The following is a 22,205-nucleotide window of genomic DNA, read 5'->3' as shown; positions in this document are numbered from 1 at the left end:
TCGGTAAATCTCATCGGTCACCTTGCAGCATGGACGATACCGGCCTTTGTGTCGAAGCCGATACATTCCTGACATGCGCGCAACACGCCGACCCGCTACCGTCCCTCGCCCCTATCCGTCTTCAGCGCTTCACGCCTCGCGGTGCCAAGCCTATGCTGAAGCCCCAATCTTGCCGCCTTCTTTGCGGTTGGCAGCCCACCTGGCAGATGATGCATCCATGCAGAACACCCCCGTTGCACTCTCTGACAACCAAAAAACGCTCGACGATGACAAACGCTGGAACACCCGTGCGCTGATTGTCGACGACGATGTGCCGATCCGCGAACTGCTGATCGACTACCTGGCCCGTTTCAGCATCCGCGCCAGCGGCGTGACCGATGGCGCCGCGATGCGCCAGGCGATGCAGGCCGAGCGTTTCGACGTGGTGGTGCTCGACCTGATGCTGCCCGGTGAGGATGGCTTGCAATTGTGCCGCTGGTTGCGCAGCGAATCGGACATCCCGATCCTGATGCTCACCGCCCGGTGCGAACCCACCGATCGCATCATCGGCCTGGAACTGGGCGCCGACGATTACATGGCCAAGCCTTTCGAACCCAGGGAACTGGTCGCGCGCATCCAGACCATCCTGCGCCGAGTGCGCGACGACCGCACCGAGCAACGCGCCAATATCCGCTTCGATAACTGGCGGCTCAACAGCGTCCTGCGCCAGTTGATCTCTGCCGATGGGCTGGTGGTGCCGCTGTCCAACGCTGAATTTCGCCTGTTGTGGGTGTTCATCGAACGACCGCGCCGAGTGCTCAGCCGCGAGCAACTGCTGGACGCCGCCCGCGGCCGTTCCATCGAGGCGTTCGACCGCAGCATCGATCTGCTGGTCTCGCGCCTGCGCCAGAAGCTGGGCGACGATCCCAAGGCCCCGCAACTGATCAAGACCGTACGCGGTGAGGGCTACTTGTTCGACGCTCGGGACATCGGCTGATGCGGTTGCGCCTCGACTCCCTGTTCGGCCGCCTGTTTGGCGTGCTGCTGCTGGCTATCGTCCTGGCGCATCTGCTGGCCTTTGCCTGGTTTTTCCATTACGACAGGCCGCCACTGCCCGGGCCGCCGCCTGAGTTTTCGCGTAACAACGAAGGCCCGCCGCCCTTTGGCCCGCCCCCCAACCGCCCTCCGCGCCCCTGGTTCGGCGGTCCGGTGGTGCCGCTGACGTTTCAGTTCGTGTTCCTGATCGTCGGCGCCTGGTACGGCGCCAAACTGCTGACCCGACCGATCCAGCGCCTGAGCGACGCCGCCGAGCGCCTGAGTGAAAACCTCGACAGCCCACCACTGGATGAAGACGGTCCTCGGGAGGCGCGACAGGCCGCCCACACGTTCAACCTGATGCAACGGCGGATTCGCGAGCAGGTGCAGCAACGCTCACGCATGCTCGGCGCGGTGTCCCACGACCTGCGCACCCCACTCTCGCGGCTCAAGCTGCGCCTGGAGCAGATCGATGATCTCAAGTTGCAAGGCCAGATGTGCCAGGACCTGGACGATATGATCGACATGCTCGATGCCACGCTGACCTACCTGCACGAACAACGCACCAGCGAAGCACTGCAATGGATGGACGTGCAAGCCTTGGTGGAATCGCTGAGCGAAAACGCCCAGGACCAGGGCGCCGACGTGCAAACCAGCGGTTCCTGTGCCCCGTTGCAGGTGCAACCGATGGCGCTGCGCTCGTGCATCAATAACCTCATGGACAACGCCCTGCGCTATGCCGGCCACGCCTTGATCACCCTCGAAGACCAACGTCACCAGGTACTGATCCGGGTCATCGACCACGGTCCCGGCATCTCAGCGGACAAGCGTGAAGCCGTGTTCGAGCCGTTCTTTCGTCTGGAGGGCTCACGCAACCGCAACTCCGGCGGCGTCGGCCTGGGCATGACCATCGCCCGCGAAGCCGCCCAGCGCCTGGGCGGGCAATTGAGCCTGGAAGAGACGCCGGGCGGCGGGTTGACGGCGGTGATCAGCTTGCCTCGCCTTTAGGCATCCCAGACTTCACCTGTGGGAGCGGGCTTGCTCGCGAATGCGGTGTGTCATCCAGCCATGTATCGATTGATGCACCGCATTCGCGAGCAAGCCCGCTCCCACGCCACTGTGTAAAGCTCTCGGTACAAACTCCACACACCCCCGACAACTGCCCCACTGAGGCTGCATGAGCCGGTGCACCCACCGGCTATTCCAGCCCAAGGAGAGCGCCCATGATCGGTAGCGTCAGCAGTTACTCGACCTACACCAGCACCAGCAGTACCACGACCAACAGTGCCCGCAGCCAGCAATTCCAGAAAGAGTTGCTCAGCAAGCTCGACAGCAACGACAACGGTTCGGTCGATCAGGACGAGCTGGACACTGCCCTGTCACAGAAGAGCGACGACGGCATCCTGGTCAGCTTGAGCAAGAACTTCGATGACTTGGACAGCGATGGCAGCGGTGACCTCAGCAGCGAGGAAATAGCTGCGATGGCCCCGCCGCCTCCACCTCCACGGGACCAGGCGCCGGATACCGAGCTGGCCGACGCCTTGCTCAGCGCCCTGGACACCGACGGTGACGGCGTGGTCAGCAGCGATGAACTGAGCAACGGGCTGGCCGGCACCGGGACGAGTACCAATAGCCAGCAAGTGTTCTCGGCCCTGGACACGAATGAAGACGGCACCGTCAGTCTCGACGAACTCGCCGCCAGCCTCGCCCCACCGCCGCCACCCGCACAACAGGCCTCCGGTGGAGAGCTGTTCAGCCAGCTCGACACTGATGGCGATGGCAGCATCAACGCCAGCGAATTGACCAGCGCCTTGCAGGCCGACCGCAGCACCGACAGCGCCACCGACCAGGCCAATGTCAGTGAAGCACTGGGCAAAATGATCGCCAACCTCAGCCGGCAATATTCGCTGGATAACGTGGCCACCGTGGGCAAACACCTCAACGTAGCGACCTGATTCACCGGTAAGCCTGGCCCTTTGAAGCCAGGCTTACCCGGATGAGCAAGGTTACCGCGCCTGGCTCTTGCTCCAGTCCGTCAGCAGGCTGTACGCCACCGCCAGCAAGGTCGGGCCGATGAACAGGCCGATGAAGCCGAAGGCGATCAATCCGCCGAACACACCCAATAACACGATGACCAATGGCAGGTTTCCGCCACGGCTGATCAGATATGGCTTGAGCACGTTGTCCACGCCGCTGATGATGAACGTGCCCCAAATGCCAAGGAACACCGCCATCCCGTATTCACCCTTCCACGCCAGCCAGGCCGTGGCGGGAATCCAGACCAGGGGCGGCCCCATCGGGATCAGGCTCAGCAGGAAAGTGACGATACCCAATACCAGCGCGCCCGGCACACCGGCGATCAGGAAGCCGATCAGAGCCAGCACGGCCTGCGCCGCTGCAGTGCCGATCACGCCGTTGACCACCCGTTGCACCGTACCGGCCACCAGTTCGATGTAATAGCCGGCACGGTCGCCGATCAGTCGTTCCAGCAGCCCATGGACAAACACCGCCAGGCGCGGCCCATCGCGATAGAAAAAGAACACGAACACGATGCTCAGGGTCAGTTCGAGAATGCCGCCGCCGATCTGCGCACTGCGGGCCAGCAACCAGTTGCCGACTTGGCCCAGGTAAGGCCTGGCAGACACCATCATGGCGGCACCCTGTTGGTCGATGCTGTTCCAGATGCCTACCAAGCGCTCGCCCACCAAGGGGATGCCGCCCAGCCAGGTCGGTGCTTCGGGCAGGCCATCGACTTGCGCATCCTTGATGAAAGCCGTGGCATCACGCACATGGTCCGCCAGGTTGAATCCCAGCCACACCAGCGGCACCGCCACCAGCAACATCCAGCCCACCGTCAGCAAGGCCGCCGCCAGGGATTCGCGACCGTTGACCCAACGGGTCAGCAGGCGCATCAGCGGCCAACTGGCGAACGCCAGCACCGCGCCCCAGAACAGCGCCGACCAGAACGGCGCCATCACCCAAAGGCTTGCGCCGAACAACACCAGGAGCAGGATCTGCACCAACAGCCGATCGTTATTGAGCATGTAGGGTCTCGAAAAAATGAACAGGACCGGGGCGACGGCGTAAGCCCCATCGCCTCGGAAAAGCTTAGCGCAGCAACTCCAGGTGCAGGCCCGTCGCAGCGCCGCTGGCGACTTCCATGCGCGCCGCCCGGACGCCCTGGCCTGCCAGCGCCTGGAGCCAGTCTTCGGCTCGGGGACCGGCGATACTGACCCGCAGGCCCGTATCCAGGTTCAGCGCCCGGGACAACAGGCGCAGCCAGGTATCGTCCGGCTCTGCAACAAGGCGCGGCAAGTCCAGGGCCCCGGTGTCCTTGAGCTGGCGCAACAAGGTTGCCGAAGTCGGCAACAAGTCCCCGAGCGGTGCGCCCGCCTCGAACTGTTCGACATGCAGGTAGGCCTTGCGATTGCCGCGGGTGATGCCGTACAGCGCGATCAGCGTGTTGTCCGCCGGCGGCGCCAGGCGCAGCAGCAGGTAGGCCTGGCCGTTATCGGCGCCGTAGAGCTTGGCATTGCCGAATACGTCGTTGGCCCACAGGCTGCTTTCGCCGCAGTCACGGGCCTGGCACCAGAACAGCAGCTCGGCACCTTGCTTCTGCAAGGCTTCGCGGGCCGTGGTGAAGGCCTCGGTAGCGGCGTGCTCCGGGGGCAGCTCATAGGTGACCGAGGTGAGGTTGCCGCGGGCGTCCACCTGGCCGTCGAAGCGCAGCTGGCCGCTGATCTTGCGGATCGAGCCCATGGGATAGATGCGCTCCAGGTCACTGGTTTGCCTATAGTCGACGATCTGCGCGTCGGGCATGCGGGGCACGCGCGCCAGGTCCTGGCTGCCGGGCACATCGGCGGCGAACGACACCGGGCCGAAGCATGCCAGCGCCAGCAGGATGAGTGAGTGAACGAATAATTTCATTGGATCGGCTTGGCCTGGGACGCTTGGAAGGAACGGGCGTCTTCGAGGCACCGCGAGGCTGCTAAACAGAGGTCTGTCATGGTTGTCTCCCTTTCAACCCGCCCAGCCTCGACAGTTGCCCGGCGCAAGTCAAGAAACGGCGAAGAACCGATTGAAACAGTCTGCTACAAGCGTGGCACCGAATTCGTCGTTCAGGTGCAAATGATGGCCGCCGGGCAACTGTTCATGACTGAAGGGTAGACGCTCCAGCAGCTCGGGGTGCTTGGCAAGCATGCCGTCAGCCGCCACCACCAGGTGCGCAGGGCAACCGACCCGCGCCACGAACGCCATGGCCTGCTCATCGGTCAGGCGCAGGGGCGACGGCAAGGTCAGGCGGTTGTCGGTGCGCCAGGTGTAGCCGCCGGGCACCGGCATCAGGCCGCGCTGGGCCAGCAGCTCGGCGGCCTCGCGACTGACCGCCACCAATCCTTTCATACGCGCTTCGATGGCCCGGTCGAGGGTTTTATAGACCGGTTTGCGTTTATGTTGCAGATCCAACTGCGCTTGCAGGGCCATGCCCATGCGTTCGGCGGCGTTATCGCCTTTGGCTGTAGGAGGAATCACTCCATCGATCAAGCCCAGGTGCGTCACCCGTTCCGGCAAGGAACCGGCCAGCACCAGCGAGACGATGGCGCCCATGGAATGGCCCAACAGGGCGAAACGCTTCAGGCCCAGTTGGTCGGCAACCTGCAACACATCATGGGCATAGTCCCACAGGGCATAGCCGGCACCGGGCGGCCGATGCCCGGAATGCCCATGCCCGGCCATGTCCAGGGCGATCACCCGCAGCCCCTCCAGCCGAGGGGCCAGCCGGGCGAAGCTGTTGGCGTTGTCCAGCCAACCATGCAAGGCGATCACCGGCCGCCCATCTTCCGGGCCGAACAGGTGGGCTGCCAACTCGATGTGAGGCAGGCTCAGGCGGACTTCCTCGACCACGCTCATGCGCTGCGCTCTTCCCAGCGCTGGAACAGGTCCTTGAGCAGGTTGGCCGTGTCTTGCGGACGTTCGAGGGGAAACATGTGGCCGCCCGGCATGCTCAAGGATTCGCCATGGGGCATGCGCCCTACCGAACGGGTGTGATGGCGCATCACCACGCGGCTCTGCCGGCCACGCACCACCGCCAGGGGCACCTGGAGCTTGCGGGCGCGGCCAGGGCTGGTGTGCGGCACGCCACGGTAAATACTGATTTCCGTGGCCGGGTCGAAACGCAGCCGCAAGCGGTCGCCGACTTGCTGCAGACCATGTTGCAGGTAGGCGTCAAAGCATTCCGGGTCAAAGCCGCGAAACAGGGTCTTGCCGGCGAAGTACTGCCGGGCCGACGCCAGGTCGGCAAACTCTTCGCGCCGTCCCAGCGTTCGACCGGCCGGGGTGAGGCGATCGATGAACCCCAGGCGCTTGGCGGCCAGGATCACCCATCGGTCGGCCCGGGTCAGCACCGGCGAGTCGAGCATGACCACGCCCCGGTACAACTGCGGGCAACGCAACGCCGCGTGCAGATGGAGCACACCGCCCAGGGAGTGGCCGACGCCCCACACCGGTTCCGGCTGCTGTTCCAGGTGATGGATGAGCTCGTCCACCAAATTGTTCCAGTTATCGTCCACCGGAAAACGCGGGTCGTGACCGTGCAACTCCAGGTGCGCGACCGCGTACTGCGGCGCCAGCGCGGCGAACAGCTTGCCGTAGGTGGCCGAGGGGAAGCCATTGGCGTGAGCGAAAAATACCTGTTGCGACATGACGGCCGATCCATTGGGGTAACTGGGCTCGATTCTGCGCACTGCCCGGCGGCGCGGCAATGACCGTAACTGCCAGGAATGATGACAGTCGGGCTTGGGCTATGGGGCTGCGCCCCGCTCACCCCGGGATTTTGTGTTCGAACACCCGTGGCGAGGGAGCTTGCTCCCGCTGGCCTGCGCAGCAGGCCCAAGATCGGGCAACTCGGTGCGCCAGGCTGATCGAGCCGGTGGGTTTGGGGCCGCTTCGCGACCCAGCGGGAGCAAGCTCCCTCGCCACAACAGCCGGCCAGGCGCAAATCGGCTTTCAACGCGCCGGCGGCTGCTCACCCAAGGGCACCACGGCCATGGTCAGGCGCGATACGCAATTGACCTTGCCGTCGTCGTTGGTCAGGCGGATGTCCCAGACCTGGGTCGTGCGGCCCAGGTGAACGACCCGCGCCGTGGCCGTCACCCGGCCGCTGCGTACGCCACGCAGATGGTTCGCATTGATTTCCAGGCCCACGCAATAGAATCTGCTGGTATCCACACAGAGATAGGCGGCCATCGACCCGACGGTTTCGGCCAGCACCACCGACGCCCCACCATGCAGCAGGCCGAACGGTTGGTGGGTACGGTGATCAACCACCATGCTGGCAGTCAGGGACTCATCGTCGAAAGATTCGAAACGAATATCCAGCACTTCGCTGATAGTGTTCTTGCCCGCCGCGTTCAGTTGCTCGATGTTGGGGGTGGTGCGCCACAGACTCATCGTTGTGTTCCCTTTTGATTGTTATTCAGCGGCCACCCTTCAAGGGTGCCTGATAGCCTTGAGCTGCATTGCCCCCGCCAGCGGCAGGTCGCCTTCCAGCTCGGCGAGGCCAGCAGTGTGCACTTGCTCAGGTTGTTGCAAATGACCGTGTTGCACAAAGCCCAGCAAGGTGCCCACCAGGGGATTGTGGCTGACCAGCAGCACGTCGCCCTCATCCTCCAGCTGTTCGAGGACTTTTTGCGGTCGGGTTTCTGGTGTGAGCCAATCGACCGTTTGTAACGCCGGCTCGAACCCCAGCGCTTCGCGCACCAGGTGTGCAGTCTGCTGCGCCCGCAGGTAGGGGCTGGCGTAAATGGCAGTCAGAGGCTGGCCAATCAAGTGCGCGGCACTGCGCAACACTTCTTCGCGCCCGTGGGCGGTCAGGGCCCGTTCGGGATCGGGACGGGCGCCGTAAGGCTCGGCTTCACCGTGACGCAATACCCAGAGTTTCATAGCTTCGGCTCTTCATCCCGAACGGGATGCGCAGCAGGTGCTACTGCGTGAGGCGCTTCGCCCTCCGGTGTGCGCGGGGTCGGCCAGTCGGCGAATGGCCAAGGCTTCTGGTCGCTGTGGAAGGTGCCAAAACGACCGATCTGCGCCAGGAACTGGCTCAGGCTGTCGCCGAAATTCATCAGGCTGGCGCTCGGCGCGCCGTAGATCAGCCGATAGATCAGTTGCACCAGCACCACGGCGCCGAGGATGAACTGCGCCACCTGCCAGACCAGCAGATAAATCACCATCCACAGCACACGCAGCAGGATGGATTCGTATTGGGGCTGCCCTTTCGGATCGTTCATGGTTCGCTCCTGCTTGCGATCAATCGCGGCTCAGTTGAAGCCGCTGGTGGAAATGAAATCGACGTCGGTCTTCGGCTCCGCGCGCATCAACAGTTCGATCACCTGTTCCAGCGTGCGCCCTTCGAAGAGGATCGCATGCAGGCCGGCGACCAGCGGCATATAGACCCCGGTTTCCTGGGACTTGGCCTTGAGCACCTTGAGGGTGTTCACCCCTTCCGCCACTTCGCCCAGGCGCGACACGGCCTCGTCAAGGCTCAGGCCCTGGCCGAGGGCGAACCCGACCTGGTAGTTGCGGCTCTTGGGCGAGGAACAGGTGACGATCAGGTCCCCGACCCCAGCCAAGCCCAGGAAAGTCATCGGGTTGGCGCCCTGGTTGACGGCAAAACGGGTCATTTCCGCCAGCGCCCGGGTGATCAGCATGCTCTTGGTGTTCTCCCCCATGCCCAGCGCAACCGCCATGCCGGCGATGATCGCATAGACATTTTTCAGCGCCCCGCCCAGCTCCACGCCGAAACGATCGGCACTGGCATAGACCCGGAAGGTGCGGCCATGGAGCGCGGCCTGGACCCGTTGGCAGAGTTCTTCGTCTTCACTGGCGACCACAGTGGCGGTCAAGGCGTGCTCGGCGATTTCCCGCGCCAGGTTCGGGCCGGAAATCACACCGATGCGAGCCTTGGGCGCGATTTCCTCCAGGATCTCGCTCATCAGCTTGAACGTCTGCGCCTCGATGCCCTTGGTCAGGCTCACCAGCAACTTGCCGCTCAAGCGATCGGCATGAGGGGCCAGGACCGCGCGCAAGGCACTGGACGGCAAGGCGACGAAAAACAGATCGCAGTCCTGCAGTGTTGCCTGCAAGTCGGTGACCGGCTCCACTTCCGGGCGGATCTTGATGCCTTTGAGGTAACGCGGGTTCTCGCGATTGACCCGGATGGCCTCGGCCTGCTCGGGGTCACGCATCCATTGGCGCACCGGGTGACCATTCTCGGCCAGCAGGTTAGCCACGGCTGTACCGAAACTCCCGCCTCCCAGGACCGCAATCGAGCGCTGTTCAGTCATATGCAATCCGTTCATCCATACCAAGTGGCAATGCGGGGCATTATACGGAGCGGCCGGATCGCGACCAGCCCCGGCAACAATTACCGCTCGCTGTAGGAAGCTGACCATCAATTCCTAGGAAAATGCTGTCAACGTGAATGGAAAAGTCGTTCAGCTCAGTTAACATGCCGGCCATTCTTTCGTTATCAAAGGCTGTGCCGTGTTTCTTGGCCCTTCCCGTTCAGGTTCGTCATTGCTACTGGCGCTGGTCATCAGCCCGCCAGTGCTGGGCGACGACCTGTTCGTGGACAGCCAACCCCTGCCCCAAGTGCTGACGGCGACGCGCCTGAAGCAATCGCCAGCGGCGGTGCCAGGCAGCATGACGGTGCTGGACAGCGAGTTGATCAAGGCCAGCGGCGCGCGGGACATCAGCGAATTGCTGCGCCTGGTGCCGGGCATGATGGTCGGCAATATCAGCGGCAACCAGGCGGCCGTGAACTACCACGGCACCAACGCCAGCGAAGCGCGACGCATGCAGGTGTTGATCGATGGCCGCTCGGTGTACCGCGCCGGCCTGGCCACGGTGGACTGGAGCGATATTCCGGTGGCCATGGAGGACATCGACCGCATCGAAGTCTTCCGTGGCCCCAACACGGTCAGCTACGGCGCCAACGCGCTGATGGCGGTGGTCAACATCATCACCCGCGCCCCCGCCGACAGCCACGGCACCCGATTGAAAATCACCCGGGGCCAGCGTGGCATCAGCGACTGGTACGCCAGCCAAGGCACCGGCTGGGACGGTGGCGACCTGCGGCTTTCGCTGTCCGGGCAGGAAGATGATGGCTTTGACAGTGACCGCAACGGTGCCGACTACCGCGACAGTCGGCGCCTGAACCGCTTCAATCTGTCGGTCAGCCAGACCCTGGACGAGCAGCAAAGCATCGATTGGCAATTGAATGCCAAGGATGGGACCAACCAGCGGCCCTATACCTACCGCCCGGTGTTTGCCGGCATTACCGCCGCTGGGGATAACTCCGATGTCATCGCCAAGGATTACGCTGGTTCGCTGCGTTGGAACCTGGACCTGAATCCTGACCACAGCCTTTATGTACAAGGCTCGGTCCAGCACTGGGATCGCCAGCAGACCTGGCGTGCCTGCGACGCCGAAGTGTCCTTCAGCCCGCAATTGACCGACCTGTGGCAGCTCAACCCCAACTATGCCGAGAAGCTGGCGCGCAATATCACCCGTTTCACCGGCACCGGCGCACCGGCCGGCACGCCACAGGAGCAGGCACTCGCCAATCAGGTGCTCGACCAATGGCGCAACGGCGCCTCGCAGACCTTGTGCGGCGACATCGACCAGAGCGCCCGCGAATCACGCTACGACCTGGAAATCCAGGACACCCTGAGCCTGTCCGACAGCCTGCGCCTGGTCACCGGGGCCAACTATCGCTACGACCGGGCCGACTCCGAGACGTACTTCAATGGCACGCTGGACGACTCCACCTGGCGGCTGTTCGGCCAGCTCGAATGGCGGGCCAGCGAACACTGGCTGTTACAGGGCGGCGCGATGTTCGAGGACACGCGCCTGACCGGCAGTTCGCTGACACCCCGGGTGGCGGTCAACTACCTGATCACTCCGCGGCATGGGCTACGGGCGGTGTACTCCGAAGCCGTGCGTTCGCCGGACATGTTCGAAAACAACGTCAACTGGAGCTATCAGGTCACCAATCTGCAGCCCGCCGCCTTCGGCCAGCGCAGCGCCCGTTATTTCGTCCAGACCCGCGGCCCGGGAAACCTGGAGCAGGAACACATGCGCTCGCGGGAATTGGGTTATAACGGTTACTTTGCGGACCTGGGCCTGACGGTCGATGTGAAGCTGTTCCATGACGAGATCACCGGCATGATCAGCGAACCGCTGCGCAACAACCAGTACATAGCCAGCAACGCCAACCAGTCCCGGTTCTCCGGGACCGAGACCCAGCTCGACTGGCGCCTGACCACGGCCGACCGCCTGCGCCTGACCTATGCCTATGTCGACGCCCAGGCCAGCAACCCGCTGGACGAGCAACTGACCGCCCGCAACAGTGGCTCGGCCGGTTGGCTGCGGGACTGGGGCCAGGGCTGGAACAGCGCCGTGTTCTATTACGCCGCCGACGCCCTCAATGGCTACCGCTTCGAACGGGTCGACACCCGCCTTGCCCGTCGCATCCCCCTGGGCAAGGCCAACCTGGAACTGGCGGGCGTCCTGCAGCAGCGCCTCGATAACCAGCCCACCACGTTCATCGACAACCGCTACGACTCCCGACACGTCCTGTACTTCAGCGCGGAGTTGTCCTTCTAGATGTTCCGGTGCCGACTGCGCATGACGCCATTTCATGGCCGCCTGTCGCGGGTGCTATGCCTGGTATTGGCCGGTTGGCTGGCATCGTTCGAGGCCCGGTCCGCCGAGATTCTGTTGACCGGCGCCGAGGACAGTCCCGGCGTACAGTCTTTCACCCAGGCCCTCGGAGCCTTGCGCCCCGAAGACACGGTGCGGTTTACCCCGTTGTCCGGCCTGCCAGCACCGGGAAAACTGCCTGGCAATGTGCGCCTGGTGCTGCTCGACCTGCCCAGCCTCGACTGGCGCCTGCAAGAGGTCCGCGGACCGGCCACTCTGGTATTGCGAATCAGCCGTCAACAGGCCCGGGACCGTCTGGGCGAAGCGACGCCCGATCACCTGAGCCTGCTGTGGAGCGATCCTCCCGTGGCACGGCAACTGCGGCTGATTCGTGCTCTGCTGCCGCAAGTCCGGCGGGTCGGCGTGCTGTATGACAGGCACAGTGAATTTTTGCTCCAGGACATTCGGCACGCAGCCGGGCCGCTGGGCCTGGAGATCGTCACCCAACGCTGGAACGACACCAACGACAGCCGCCCCCTGCAAAACCTGCTGGGTCAGAGCGATGTGCTGCTGGGCCTGGACGACCCCGATCTGTACAACCCCAAGACCGTGAAAAACCTGTTGCTCAGCAGCTATGCCCGCCAGCGTGCGCTGATCGGGCCCAGCGCCGCGTTCGTCAAGGCCGGTAGCCTGGCCAGCACCTACAGCGACCAGGACGATTGGCTGGCGATCCTCGACGAGCTGCTCGACCGCCCTGCCGCGACCTGGCCCCGCACGCTGTATCCGGACCGTTTCAAAGTCCTGGGCAACCAGCAGGTTTCCCGCTCGCTGGGGATAGAACCGATTGACGCCGAATCCGTCGCTGCGGCGTTGGCCGAAGGAGAACACCGCCCATGACCTTGCGTCGCCGTTGGGACATCAATACCCGCACCCAGCTCATCGCCCTCGGCCCGGCCTTGCTGTTGACCGTGCTGCTGATCAGCTTCTTTACCTTCGTGCGGATCCAGGACCTGCGCCAGGAGCTCAATCACACCGGGCAACTGATCGCCAACCAACTGGCCCCCGCCACGGAATACGGGGTGATCTCCGGTAACAACGAGGTCCTCGAAAGCCTGCTCACCGCGACCTTGGCGACACCCCACGTGCGCTTCCTGGAAGTTCAGGACAGCACCGACAAGATATTGGTTTACGTCGAACAACCCGAGCAGACTCGCAGCCGCTCCCAACAGGTGGAAGTATTCCAGGCCCCGGTTCGCCTGCAGCGCATTGCCTTGAACAATGATTTCCTGCAGGGCAACAGCGGGTCGACCGAAGCGCCGGGAGAGGATTACCTGGGCCGGGTGGTTGTCGGTATGTCCAGTGACGCCTTCAGCCAGCGGCAACAGGAAATCCTCTTCAAGGCGGCGATCCTGGCGCTGTTCGCCTTGCTGTTCACGTTCCTGGTGGCACGCCGCCTGGCCGCTAATCTGTCGCGGCCGATCCGCGACATCGGCGATGCGGTCAAGGCCATCCAGCAAGGTGACTACAGCACCCCGCTGCCCATCGTCGACGATGCCGAACTGGGGGCGTTGTCGCGGCACATCAACAACCTGGCCGGCGGGCTGGAACAAGCCAGCCGGGAACAGCACCAGGCCATGGCGCAACTGATCAAGACCCGGGAAGAAGCGGAGAAGGCCAACAGTGCCAAGTCCGATTTCCTGGCGATGATGAGCCATGAATTGCGCACGCCCATGAACGGCGTGCTGGGCATGCTGCAACTGCTGGAAACCACGCGGATGACCGACGAGCAGCAGGAGTACACCGCGCTGGCTTCGGAATCCACCGAACACCTGCTCAAAGTGATCAACGACATCCTCGACTTCTCGCGCATCGAGCGCGCGGCCCTGGAACTGGAGCACATCCCGTTCAACCTGGCGGAATTGGTGGGCAGTTGCGCCCAGTCGTTCCAGCACAGCGCCGCCCAGCGCAAGCTCGGCCTGGACCTGCTGATCCCGGACGACATGCAAGCCTTGCAGGTCCAGGGCGATCCGACGCGAATACGGCAGATCCTGGTGAACCTGATCGGCAACGCGCTGAAATTCACCGAGCAAGGCCGTGTCACGGTGCAATGCCAGTGGCAAGCGCTGGACCACGAACTGCTGTGGTTTACCTGCACTGTGCGCGACAGCGGCATTGGCATTCCGGCCGAGAGCCTGGAGCGCATGTTCGACGCCTTCCAGCAGGCCGACAGCTCGATTTCCCGGCGCTACGGCGGCACCGGCCTGGGCCTGCCGATCGCCCGCACCCTGGCCGAGCGCATGGGCGGCACGTTGCGGGCCCAGAGCGAAGAAGGCCAAGGCTCAGTGTTTACTTTGGAAATTCCCCTGGCCTTGTCGCGCCAGACGCCAGCGACCCTGGCGCCGCGACAGCCTGTCCGCAGCGGCGATGGCGCAGGCCGCAATGTGCTGCTGGTGGAAGACAACCCAGTGAACCAGACGGTGATCGAAGCCATGCTCCGCAGCCTGGGCTTCACAGTCAGCGTCGCCACCGATGGCGCCCAGGCCGTACGCAGCGCCGAAAGCCTGATCTTCGACGCGATCCTCATGGACTGCCGGTTGCCCATCATCGATGGCTACGAAGCCACGCGCCAGATCCGCCAGTTGCCTGGCTGCACCGAGGTACCGATCATCGCCCTGACCGCCAATGCCTTGCAGGGCGACCGCGAAGCTTGCCTGGCCGCCGGCATGAACGATTACCTGGCCAAGCCGTTCAAAAGGGTTGACCTGCAGCAGGTTCTGCAGCGCTGGGTAAATTAGTACAGGTCTCAAGACCATCTGCGACTGGCGTGAAAGGCGAAAGTGCGGCAGTCTTAGGCACCCGAACAAGCCTCGACGGGGCTTGAATAAAATTTTCAGTGCACAGGTGTACATTCATTTCCCGTGCGCTGTGACTTTCACTACAACGCAATAGTCTATGAGTAGGCTGTCGATTCGAGGCATGAACGCTTCGATCGGCCGGGAAGATTTGCCCCACCCTGCCGCATGGGACTATTGAGGAGCTCGCATGACCAAACAAAACGCCTTTACCCGGGAAGATCTGCTGCGCTGCAGTCGCGGTGAGCTGTTCGGCCCAGGTAACGCGCAACTGCCCGCCCCGAACATGCTGATGGTGGATCGCATCACCCTTATCAGCGAAGAGGGTGGCAAGTACGGCAAAGGTGAATTGGTCGCCGAGCTGGATATCACTCCGGACCTGTGGTTTTTCGCTTGCCATTTCGAAGGTGACCCGGTGATGCCAGGTTGCCTGGGCCTGGATGCCATGTGGCAGCTGGTCGGTTTCTTCCTTGGCTGGCAAGGCCTGCCAGGTCGCGGTCGCGCCCTGGGTTCGGGCGAAGTGAAGTTCTTTGGTCAGGTCCTGCCGACCGCGAAGAAAGTCACCTATAACATTCATATCAAGCGCGTCCTCAAAGGCAAGCTGAACCTGGCTATCGCCGATGGCTCGGTCACTGTCGATGGTCGCGAGATCTATACCGCCGAAGGCCTTCGGGTCGGCGTTTTCACCTCCACTGACAACTTCTAAGGGTTATCCGCATGCGCCGCGTCGTTATCACTGGTCTGGGCATCGTTTCGTGCCTGGGCAATGACAAAGAGACCGTCTCCGCTAACCTGCGTGCAAGTCGCCCGGGCATCCGGTTCAATCCGGACTATGCCGAAATGGGTCTGCGTAGCCAGGTTTCCGGCTCCATTGACCTTCCCCTCGAAGAATTGATCGATCGCAAGATCTACCGTTTCGTTGGCCATGCGGCGGCTTACGCCTACCTGGCCATGAAGGATGCCATCGCTGACTCCGGCCTGACCGACGAGCAGGTTTCCAATGTGCGGACCGGCCTGATCGCCGGTTCGGGTGGCGCGTCGACCTTGAACCAGATGGAAGCGCTGGACATCCTGCGCGAGAAAGGCGTCAAGCGTGTTGGCCCGTACCGTGTCACGCGGACCATGGGCAGCACCGTTTCGGCTTGCCTGGCCACGCCGTTCCAGATCAAGGGCGTCAACTACTCGATCTCCTCCGCTTGCGCCACCAGTGCCCACTGCATCGGTACCGCGGTCGAGCAGATCCAGCTGGGCAAGCAGGACATCGTTTTCGCCGGTGGCGGTGAAGAAGAGCATTGGAGCCAATCGTTCCTGTTCGACGCCATGGGCGCCCTGTCCACCCAATACAACGAAACGCCGGAAAAGGCCTCCCGCGCCTACGACGCCAAGCGTGACGGTTTCGTCATCGCCGGCGGTGGCGGCATGGTCGTGGTCGAGGAGCTGGAACACGCCCTCGCCCGTGGCGCGAAGATCTACGCGGAAATCGTCGGCTACGGCGCCACTTCCGACGGCTACGACATGGTCGCCCCTAGCGGCGAAGGTGCCATCCGTTGCATGCAGATGGCCATGTCCACCGTCGACACCCCAATCGACTACCTGAACACCCACGGCACCTCGACTCCGGTCGGTGATGCCAAGGAAATGGAAGGCGTGCGCGCGGTATTCGGCGACAAGGCCCCGGCCATCAGTTCCACCAAGAGCCTGTCGGGTCACTCCCTGGGCGCCGCTGGCGTTCACGAAGCGATCTACTGCCTGCTGATGATGGAAGGCAACTTCATGGCTGGCTCCGCCAACATCGACGAGCTGGACCCGGCTGTCGCTGACATGCCGATCCTGACCAAGACTCGCGAAAACGCCACCATCGACACCGTGATGAGCAACAGCTTCGGCTTCGGCGGCACTAACGCCACCCTGGTACTGAAGCGCTGGCAGGGCAAGTAAGCCCCGTCGCTACACAAAAAAACGCCCCGGCTGATTCGGGGCGTTTTTTTGCCTGCTTCTTATACCGCACAATTCCTGTGGGAGCGGGCTTGCTCGCGAATGCGGTGGGTCATACACATCGATAGTGCCTGACAGTACGCCTTCGCGAGCAAGCCCGCTCCCACAAGTTGTGCTGTGAGGGATGAGTGTCAGCGCACAACAAACCGCTGTTGCGCCAATAGTCGGTCACCCTGGAACACCATGAACCGCCATTCCCCCGGCACCACTTCGTGGCTTTCGGTGAATTCGTAGGCCATGACGTCCTGAGGGGCGCCGGGCACCAGTTTCTGGATGATCTCGAATTTATCGTGGCGCACGCCATCGGGGGTGCGGATGCCCGGCGTGAAGTACAACAGAGTCAACGGCTGGTCATCGGCGACCTTGCCCGCCAGTTGATAACGCATGCCGAACTTGGTGCCCAGCTTCGCCGGCACGCTTTCGGTCTGGCGGATCGGTTGGTTACTGCGCCGCAGGACCCGCTCCCCCGACTGCAGCTCGGCTTGCGTCCCTTCGAAAACGCCATACTCCACCGGACCTTCGACACGGACTTCTGCCTGGGCCAGGCCACAGGTCAACAACAGCGCGACCAGTGCGCTTGAACGGGTGAGGTGCATAGTGCGCTCCTTGATTGAGATGAGCGCGAGGGTATGACGCGGGGGTGACAGGCTGATGACAAACGTGCACACCGATAATCCGTGGCGAGGGAGCTTGCTCCCGCTCGACTGCGCAGCGGGGCCGCTACGCAGCCCAGCGGGAGCAAGCTCCCTCGCCACAACAGCCGTTTAGCGGGCTACTGAGCGAGGCAACACCGCCAAAAAGTTATCCCGCGCCACCTTCTTCGCGACATCTTCAGGCAAGGCATCCAGGAACGGATCGAAGCTGTGCAGTTGCTTACCGAGCTTGTTGAAACGCCCTACCACGTCTGATCCCACCATGAAGCGCTCCGGGAAGCGCTCCACGAGCTTTACCCACGCCTGCCGAGGCTTGCCCGCCTCGTCCAGCAAGTAGGGCGTGAGCAGGCTCCAGGACAGGTCGATGTAGAGGTTGGGGTAGGATTCAAGCATTCGGGTCAGGGTCGGCAATAGGAAATCCAATTGGGTCTGGTGACGATGGATTTCCATGCTGGTGCCGGCATGCGCCCAGATGAAGCGCGTGTGCGGATGATTACGTAACGGCTCTTCAATTTCCGCCAGGTACAGCGGATTTTTCTCACGCTTGGACGTGATGTTGGAATGCAGCATTACCGGCAGGTCATTTTCCGCCGCCAGGTGATAGATCCGCGTCATGGCTTCGTTGTTGGCGCGTGCAGTGTCGCCCGAGGTCAACGCGGTCAGGTCGTCATGGCGCGTGAATACTTCGCCGATGCCCTGCCACAGCCCCGGATACAGATCGAGCATGCGCTGGATATGCGCGTCGGAGTTCTTGTCGTTGGGATTGAACCCTGACAGGAAAGGATGAAAACGCTGGCGTTGTTCGGGGGTCAATTTGCCCACTGCAGCGGCCACGATCACGTCAGTGGCGCTGTACCAATAGGCGTCCGCATCGTCGCCGGCGTAATAGCGAGGACGCTTGGGTTCGTCCTCATGCCATTTCTTGGCCACCGGAATGCCGGAAATCATCACATGCTCAATACGATTGTCCGCCATCGCCTGGAGCAGCTTGGGCATCCCGGCGGTTTCCTGAAAGAAATCGACGTAATGCAAGTGAGCATCGCTGTAGGCATATTCGCGGGCCATGGCGCAAAAACTGGAAACAGCCATCAGGCAAGCGAAGATCAAGCGGGTCGTGGGCACGGGCACACTCCAGAGTGTCATGAGCAGCATAGACCCCAACCGTCCCGCACGGGTTCAAGGCATGCGTGCTGTGGCCGGGAGCGACGGGGTATGCTTGGCGCAACCGTTGTTCGCCCTGGAAGACACCATGACCACCCTCCTGACTGTTCGTCCCCGCGCTGAAGATGTCGAAGGCCAGCCGATTCTTCGCCCATTGCCATCCGCCAAGTGTCGCAGCGTCGGACCTTTCGTATTTTTCGACCACATGCTGCAAACGGCCTACCCGGCCGGCAAAGGCATGAACATCCGCCAGCATCCCCATATCGGCCTGTCCACCCTCACCTACCTGTTCGAGGGAACACTCCAGCACAAGGACAGCCTGGGCTCCGATCAGGTGGTGGAGGCTGGGGATGTCAGCTGGATGACCGCCGGCAGCGCCATCGCCCATGTCGAGCGCACGCCCGAAGCACTGCTGCAAAGCGGTTTCGTCATGCACGGGTTGCAAATCTGGCTGGCCTCGCCCAAGTCCCACGAACAGGGGCCAGGGCACTACAGCCATCATCCGGCACAGAGCCTGCCCGTCAGCGATAATCTGGGGGTCAGCATCCGTATGATCGCCGGGTCAGGCTTTTGCCTGGAATCGCCGGTGCCGGTGCTGTCTCCTACGCTGTACGCCGAACTGAACCTGCAGACCGCAACGACATTGCTGATTCCCACCGAGCATGCAGAGCGGGCGTTGTATGTGTTGAGCGGCGAGGCGTTGCTGGACGGCGAGCCGGTTGAGCCTCACTCGTTGGTGATATTGCCGGTCGGGGAGGAAATGACGCTGTTTGCCGAGAGTGATTGCCATGCCGTGCTGTTCGGCGGCGCACCGCTGGATGGTCCGCGGCGGATGAACTGGAACTTCGTCTCCAGCGACCCGGCCCGGATCGATGAGGCGCGCCAGCGCTGGGCGGCTGGCGACTGGCCGACCGTGCCGGGGGAAAGCGAGCGGATCGAGCTGCCCTGATTTCAGCGGTGCCTGGCTGGGCCCCTTCGCGAGCAAGCCCGCTCCCACAAGGACCGAGTTGCTCACAATATTGTGGGCATTGCAGATCCACTGTGGGAGCGGGCTTGCTCGCGAAGGGGCCAGCTCTGACACCAACAATACTCAGCGCCAGGCCCGACCTCAGCCCTTGAACACTTCATCCAGCAAGTTATGCATCGACCTGAACGCCCGCCCGGCGACCTTGGCGTTGTACATCATCTTGCCCGGCACATTGGCCTGCGGGTCGGTGAACGAGTGCACCGCTCCGCCGTAGCTCAGCAGTTGCCAATCCACCCCGGCAGCGTTCATTTCGTCTACGAAGGCCGGCAGTTGCTCCTTCGGCACCAGCGGATCCGAGGCACCGTGCATCACCAGCACCGAACCCTGGATGTTCTGCGCATCTGCTGGGTTCGGAGTATCCAGCGTGCCGTGAAATGAAATGGTCGCTTTCAGCGGTGCGCCAGTACGGGCCAGCTCCAGGGCGCAGCAACCACCGAAGCAGAAACCGAACGTGGCGAGTTTCGACGTGTCGACCTGCGCGTCGCCCTGGCTTTGCAATTGCTCGAACGCCGCCTGCATGCGCCTGCGCAACAGATCCCGGTCGCTCTTGAGAGGCATCATCGCCGCGCCCGCTTCGTCGGCGTTGCCCGGGCGCACCTTCTGGCCGTAAAGATCGGCAATCAACACCACGTAGCCATTGGCGGCCACCGATCTGGCGATCTCCTCGGCACCCGCACCAACGCCCATCCAATTCGGTGCCATCAGCAAACCCGGGCGCGGGCCCTGCTGATTGACGTCGAAGGCCAGGCGGCCCTCATAGTCTTGACCTTCGATCTGATAGACCAGCGAACGAACCGTAACCTGACTCATGACGGACTCCTCTTTAACTGAATATCAGAAATGAAAAAACCCGCCGAAGCGGGTTTTTCCTGCACTTGATTAAGCTGACAGTTCAACCAGCAGCTTGTTCAGGCGGCGCACATACGCCGCCGGGTCCTTCAGGCTGTCGCCGGCCGCCAGAGCTGCCTGGTCGAACAGGATGTGCGAGAGGTCGCCGAAACGCTCTTCGCTCTGTTCGTTGTCGAGCTTCTCCACCAGCGGGTGGGCCGGGTTGAATTCGAAGATCGGCTTGGAGTCCGGCACTTTCTGGCCGCTGGCTTCGAGGATCTGGCGCATTTGCAGGCCGAGGTCCTGTTCGCCGATGGCCAGGATCGCTGGAGAGTCGGTCAGGCGGTGAGAAACCCGCACTTCGCTGACGGCGTCGCCCAGGGCAGTCTTGATCCGTTCGACCAAGCCTTCCTTGCTCTTGGCGACTTCTTCGGCAGCTTTCTTGTCTTCTTCCGAATCCAGGTTGCCGAGGTCCAGGTCACCGCGCGCAACGTCGACAAAACTCTTGCCGTCGAATTCGTTGAGATAGCTCATCAGCCATTCGTCGATGCGGTCGGTCAGCAGCAGCACTTCGATGCCTTTCTTGCGGAAGACTTCCAGGTGCGGGCTGTTCTTGACCTGTGCATAAGTTTCGCCGGTCAGGTAGTAGATCTTGTCCTGGCCTTCCTTGGCGCGGGCCAGGTAATCGGCCAGGCTTACGATCTGCTCGCCATCGTCACCCTGGGTCGAGGCAAAGCGCAGCAGGCCGGCGATCTTCTCTTTGTTGGCGAAATCTTCGGCCGGGCCTTCTTTCATCACTTGGCCGAAGTTCTTCCAGAAGCCCTTGTACTGCTCTGGCTCGTTCTTCGCCAGTTTCTCCAGCATGTCCAATACACGCTTGGTCAGCGCCGACTTCATGGAGTCGATGATCGGATCTTTCTGCAGGATTTCCCGCGATACGTTCAGCGACAGGTCGTTGGAGTCCACCACACCCTTGATGAAGCGCAGGTACAGCGGCAGGAACGACTCGGCCTGGTCCATCACGAATACGCGCTGTACGTAGAGTTTGAGGCCACGCGGTGCTTCGCGCTGGTACAGATCGAACGGCGCGCGGGCCGGCACGTACAGCAGCGAGTTGTATTCCAGCTTGCCTTCGACCTTGTTATGGCTCCAGCTCAGCGGGTTTTCGAAGTCATGGGCGATGTGCTTGTAGAACTCTTGGTATTCCTCATCCTTCACCTCGGTGCGTGGACGGGTCCACAGGGCACTGGCGCGGTTGACGGTTTCCCACTCCACTTCGGGCTTTTCTTCGCCTTCGGCAGCGGTGACTTCCTTCGGCAGCTCGATCGGCAGCGCGATGTGGTCGGAATACTTCTTGATGATGTTGCGCAGGCGCCAGCCATCGGCGAACTCGTCTTCACCGGATTTGAGGTGCAGCACGATGCGAGTACCGCGATCAGCCTTGTCGACGGTGGCAACTTCGAACTCGCCCTCGCCCTTGGACGACCAGTGCACGCCTTCGCTCGCAGCGAGGCCGGCACGGCGGCTGAACACTTCGACTTGGTCGGCGACGATGAACGCAGAATAGAAACCAACGCCGAACTGGCCGATCAGGTGGGAATCCTTCTTCTGATCGCCAGACAGGTTCTTCATGAAGTCGGCAGTGCCGGACTTGGCGATGGTGCCCAAGTGCGTGATCACTTCTTCGCGGCTCATGCCGATGCCGTTGTCTTCGAGGGTGACGGTTTTCGCGTCCTTGTCGAAGCTCACTCGGATCTTCAGCTCAGCGCCACCTTCCAGCAATTCAGGCTTGGAAAGGGCTTCGAAACGTAATTTGTCGACGGCGTCGGAGGCGTTCGAAATCAACTCGCGAAGGAAAATTTCCTTATTTGAATACAGCGAGTGAATCATCAGGTGCAGCAGTTGCTTCACCTCGGTCTGGAAGCCCAGGGTTTCCTTTTGAGTTTCCACGCTCATGGTCATCAAACTCCAAGTGGA

At 62.4% G+C, this 22,205-nt stretch carries 21 protein-coding genes; 9 read left to right on the top strand and 12 right to left on the bottom strand.

Annotated elements, in window-relative coordinates; genetic code table 11:
• Positions 1 to 217 precede the first annotated feature (217 nt).
• From AD663_RS07065 to xopAW, 3 genes are all read left to right on the top strand, one after another.
• Entirely contained in the window at positions 218 to 976 is a 759-nt protein-coding gene (locus tag AD663_RS07065) for a response regulator (protein ID WP_003179290.1), read from the top strand.
• Positions 976 to 2,022 (top strand): cell wall metabolism sensor histidine kinase WalK, encoded by a 1,047-nt coding sequence (locus AD663_RS07060; protein ID WP_003179288.1) that lies wholly within the window; start codon positions 976 to 978, stop codon positions 2,020 to 2,022. Before AD663_RS07065 ends, AD663_RS07060 begins: the two co-directional genes overlap by 1 nt.
• Before the next feature lie 215 nt (positions 2,023 to 2,237).
• The gene (gene xopAW / locus AD663_RS07055; RefSeq protein ID WP_003179286.1) at positions 2,238 to 2,969 is read left to right on the top strand and encodes an EF-hand domain-containing protein; all 732 of its coding nucleotides are present in this window, start codon (positions 2,238 to 2,240) and stop codon (positions 2,967 to 2,969) included.
• A 51-nt stretch (positions 2,970 to 3,020) separates the two neighbouring features.
• Here xopAW and AD663_RS07050 read toward each other — a convergent pair whose 3' ends face one another.
• The 8 genes from AD663_RS07050 to AD663_RS07015 form a co-directional block, all read right to left on the bottom strand.
• Entirely contained in the window at positions 3,021 to 4,058 is a 1,038-nt protein-coding gene (locus AD663_RS07050; RefSeq protein ID WP_003179284.1) for an AI-2E family transporter, read from the bottom strand.
• A gap of 64 nt (positions 4,059 to 4,122) precedes the next feature.
• A complete protein-coding gene (locus AD663_RS07045; RefSeq protein WP_003179282.1) occupies positions 4,123 to 4,941 on the bottom strand; it encodes a DUF4892 domain-containing protein in 819 nt (272 codons plus the stop codon).
• Positions 4,942 to 5,070: 129 nt separating this feature from the next.
• Positions 5,071 to 5,922, bottom strand: a complete 852-nt coding sequence (locus tag AD663_RS07040; protein WP_003179281.1) for an alpha/beta hydrolase — start codon at positions 5,920 to 5,922, stop codon at positions 5,071 to 5,073.
• Entirely contained in the window at positions 5,919 to 6,713 is a 795-nt protein-coding gene (locus tag AD663_RS07035) for an alpha/beta fold hydrolase (protein ID WP_003179279.1), read from the bottom strand. Before AD663_RS07035 ends, AD663_RS07040 begins: the two co-directional genes overlap by 4 nt.
• 304 nt (positions 6,714 to 7,017) lie before the next feature.
• Positions 7,018 to 7,461: a hotdog fold thioesterase gene (locus tag AD663_RS07030; protein WP_003179277.1), complete on the bottom strand. Its 444-nt coding sequence runs from the start codon at positions 7,459 to 7,461 to the stop codon at positions 7,018 to 7,020.
• A gap of 39 nt (positions 7,462 to 7,500) precedes the next feature.
• Complete coding sequence (gene sixA / locus AD663_RS07025; RefSeq protein ID WP_003179274.1) at positions 7,501 to 7,953, bottom strand: phosphohistidine phosphatase SixA; 453 nt, start codon at positions 7,951 to 7,953, stop codon at positions 7,501 to 7,503.
• Entirely contained in the window at positions 7,950 to 8,297 is a 348-nt protein-coding gene (locus AD663_RS07020; protein ID WP_003179272.1) for a DUF4389 domain-containing protein, read from the bottom strand. The genes sixA and AD663_RS07020 overlap by 4 nt, the downstream gene beginning before the upstream one ends.
• 30 nt (positions 8,298 to 8,327) lie before the next feature.
• On the bottom strand, positions 8,328 to 9,353 hold the full coding sequence (locus AD663_RS07015) for an NAD(P)H-dependent glycerol-3-phosphate dehydrogenase (protein ID WP_053213478.1): 1,026 nt from the start codon (positions 9,351 to 9,353) through the stop codon (positions 8,328 to 8,330).
• A gap of 199 nt (positions 9,354 to 9,552) precedes the next feature.
• Here AD663_RS07015 and AD663_RS07010 point away from each other — a divergent pair, with 199 nt between their 5' ends.
• The 5 genes from AD663_RS07010 (at position 9,553) to fabB (ending at position 16,502) form a co-directional block, all read left to right on the top strand.
• The gene (locus AD663_RS07010; protein WP_003179269.1) at positions 9,553 to 11,676 is read left to right on the top strand and encodes a TonB-dependent siderophore receptor; all 2,124 of its coding nucleotides are present in this window, start codon (positions 9,553 to 9,555) and stop codon (positions 11,674 to 11,676) included.
• The gene (locus AD663_RS07005) at positions 11,677 to 12,609 is read left to right on the top strand and encodes an ABC transporter substrate-binding protein (RefSeq protein ID WP_003179268.1); all 933 of its coding nucleotides are present in this window, start codon (positions 11,677 to 11,679) and stop codon (positions 12,607 to 12,609) included. It abuts the gene before it with no gap.
• On the top strand, positions 12,606 to 14,507 hold the full coding sequence (locus AD663_RS07000; protein ID WP_003179266.1) for an ATP-binding protein: 1,902 nt from the start codon (positions 12,606 to 12,608) through the stop codon (positions 14,505 to 14,507). The genes AD663_RS07005 and AD663_RS07000 overlap by 4 nt, the downstream gene beginning before the upstream one ends.
• A gap of 247 nt (positions 14,508 to 14,754) precedes the next feature.
• On the top strand, positions 14,755 to 15,270 hold the full coding sequence (gene fabA / locus AD663_RS06995; RefSeq protein WP_003179264.1) for a 3-hydroxyacyl-[acyl-carrier-protein] dehydratase FabA: 516 nt from the start codon (positions 14,755 to 14,757) through the stop codon (positions 15,268 to 15,270).
• 11 nt (positions 15,271 to 15,281) lie between these two features.
• Positions 15,282 to 16,502: a beta-ketoacyl-ACP synthase I gene (gene fabB, locus AD663_RS06990; protein ID WP_003179256.1), complete on the top strand. Its 1,221-nt coding sequence runs from the start codon at positions 15,282 to 15,284 to the stop codon at positions 16,500 to 16,502.
• Between the two features lie 188 nt (positions 16,503 to 16,690).
• Here the strand turns inward: fabB and AD663_RS06985 are convergent, their stop codons facing one another.
• Together AD663_RS06985 and AD663_RS06980 are read right to left on the bottom strand one after the other, a co-directional pair.
• Positions 16,691 to 17,155 (bottom strand): DUF3859 domain-containing protein, encoded by a 465-nt coding sequence (locus tag AD663_RS06985; protein ID WP_003179254.1) that lies wholly within the window; start codon positions 17,153 to 17,155, stop codon positions 16,691 to 16,693.
• A 168-nt stretch (positions 17,156 to 17,323) separates the two neighbouring features.
• Positions 17,324 to 18,340 (bottom strand): amidohydrolase family protein, encoded by a 1,017-nt coding sequence (locus AD663_RS06980; RefSeq protein ID WP_172680591.1) that lies wholly within the window; start codon positions 18,338 to 18,340, stop codon positions 17,324 to 17,326.
• A 121-nt stretch (positions 18,341 to 18,461) separates the two neighbouring features.
• On the opposite strand from AD663_RS06980, the gene AD663_RS06975 reads away from it, so the two are divergent.
• Positions 18,462 to 19,322, top strand: a complete 861-nt coding sequence (locus AD663_RS06975; protein WP_033046423.1) for a pirin family protein — start codon at positions 18,462 to 18,464, stop codon at positions 19,320 to 19,322.
• A 159-nt stretch (positions 19,323 to 19,481) separates the two neighbouring features.
• Here AD663_RS06975 and AD663_RS06970 read toward each other — a convergent pair whose 3' ends face one another.
• Together AD663_RS06970 and htpG are read right to left on the bottom strand one after the other, a co-directional pair.
• The gene (locus tag AD663_RS06970; RefSeq protein WP_053213477.1) at positions 19,482 to 20,210 is read right to left on the bottom strand and encodes a dienelactone hydrolase family protein; all 729 of its coding nucleotides are present in this window, start codon (positions 20,208 to 20,210) and stop codon (positions 19,482 to 19,484) included.
• 69 nt (positions 20,211 to 20,279) lie between these two features.
• The gene (gene htpG, locus AD663_RS06965) at positions 20,280 to 22,184 is read right to left on the bottom strand and encodes a molecular chaperone HtpG (protein ID WP_003179247.1); all 1,905 of its coding nucleotides are present in this window, start codon (positions 22,182 to 22,184) and stop codon (positions 20,280 to 20,282) included.
• Positions 22,185 to 22,205 lie beyond the last annotated feature (21 nt).

Origin of the sequence: Pseudomonas sp. Q12-87 (assembly GCF_001269755.1) — a bacterium.
GTDB classification, from domain to species: domain Bacteria; phylum Pseudomonadota; class Gammaproteobacteria; order Pseudomonadales; family Pseudomonadaceae; genus Aquipseudomonas; species Aquipseudomonas fluorescens_S.
This window is presented reverse-complemented; position numbering and strand designations above follow the sequence as displayed.

Excerpts from the sequence above, each read along its gene's own strand:
- AD663_RS07065 (WP_003179290.1), top strand. The coding sequence starts at position 218 with ATGCAGAACACCCCCGTTGCACTCTCTGACAACCAAAAAACGCTCGAC.
- AD663_RS07060 (WP_003179288.1), top strand. The coding sequence starts at position 976 with ATGCGGTTGCGCCTCGACTCCCTGTTCGGCCGCCTGTTTGGCGTGCTG.
- xopAW (WP_003179286.1), top strand. The coding sequence starts at position 2,238 with ATGATCGGTAGCGTCAGCAGTTACTCGACCTACACCAGCACCAGCAGT.
- AD663_RS07050 (WP_003179284.1), bottom strand. The coding sequence starts at position 4,058 with ATGCTCAATAACGATCGGCTGTTGGTGCAGATCCTGCTCCTGGTGTTG.
- AD663_RS07045 (WP_003179282.1), bottom strand. The coding sequence starts at position 4,941 with ATGAAATTATTCGTTCACTCACTCATCCTGCTGGCGCTGGCATGCTTC.
- AD663_RS07040 (WP_003179281.1), bottom strand. The coding sequence starts at position 5,922 with ATGAGCGTGGTCGAGGAAGTCCGCCTGAGCCTGCCTCACATCGAGTTG.
- AD663_RS07035 (WP_003179279.1), bottom strand. The coding sequence starts at position 6,713 with ATGTCGCAACAGGTATTTTTCGCTCACGCCAATGGCTTCCCCTCGGCC.
- AD663_RS07030 (WP_003179277.1), bottom strand. The coding sequence starts at position 7,461 with ATGAGTCTGTGGCGCACCACCCCCAACATCGAGCAACTGAACGCGGCG.
- sixA (WP_003179274.1), bottom strand. The coding sequence starts at position 7,953 with ATGAAACTCTGGGTATTGCGTCACGGTGAAGCCGAGCCTTACGGCGCC.
- AD663_RS07020 (WP_003179272.1), bottom strand. The coding sequence starts at position 8,297 with ATGAACGATCCGAAAGGGCAGCCCCAATACGAATCCATCCTGCTGCGT.
- AD663_RS07015 (WP_053213478.1), bottom strand. The coding sequence starts at position 9,353 with ATGACTGAACAGCGCTCGATTGCGGTCCTGGGAGGCGGGAGTTTCGGT.
- AD663_RS07005 (WP_003179268.1), top strand. The coding sequence starts at position 11,677 with ATGTTCCGGTGCCGACTGCGCATGACGCCATTTCATGGCCGCCTGTCG.
- AD663_RS07000 (WP_003179266.1), top strand. The coding sequence starts at position 12,606 with ATGACCTTGCGTCGCCGTTGGGACATCAATACCCGCACCCAGCTCATC.
- fabA (WP_003179264.1), top strand. The coding sequence starts at position 14,755 with ATGACCAAACAAAACGCCTTTACCCGGGAAGATCTGCTGCGCTGCAGT.
- fabB (WP_003179256.1), top strand. The coding sequence starts at position 15,282 with ATGCGCCGCGTCGTTATCACTGGTCTGGGCATCGTTTCGTGCCTGGGC.
- AD663_RS06985 (WP_003179254.1), bottom strand. The coding sequence starts at position 17,155 with ATGCACCTCACCCGTTCAAGCGCACTGGTCGCGCTGTTGTTGACCTGT.
- AD663_RS06975 (WP_033046423.1), top strand. The coding sequence starts at position 18,462 with ATGACCACCCTCCTGACTGTTCGTCCCCGCGCTGAAGATGTCGAAGGC.
- AD663_RS06970 (WP_053213477.1), bottom strand. The coding sequence starts at position 20,210 with ATGAGTCAGGTTACGGTTCGTTCGCTGGTCTATCAGATCGAAGGTCAA.
- htpG (WP_003179247.1), bottom strand. The coding sequence starts at position 22,184 with ATGAGCGTGGAAACTCAAAAGGAAACCCTGGGCTTCCAGACCGAGGTG.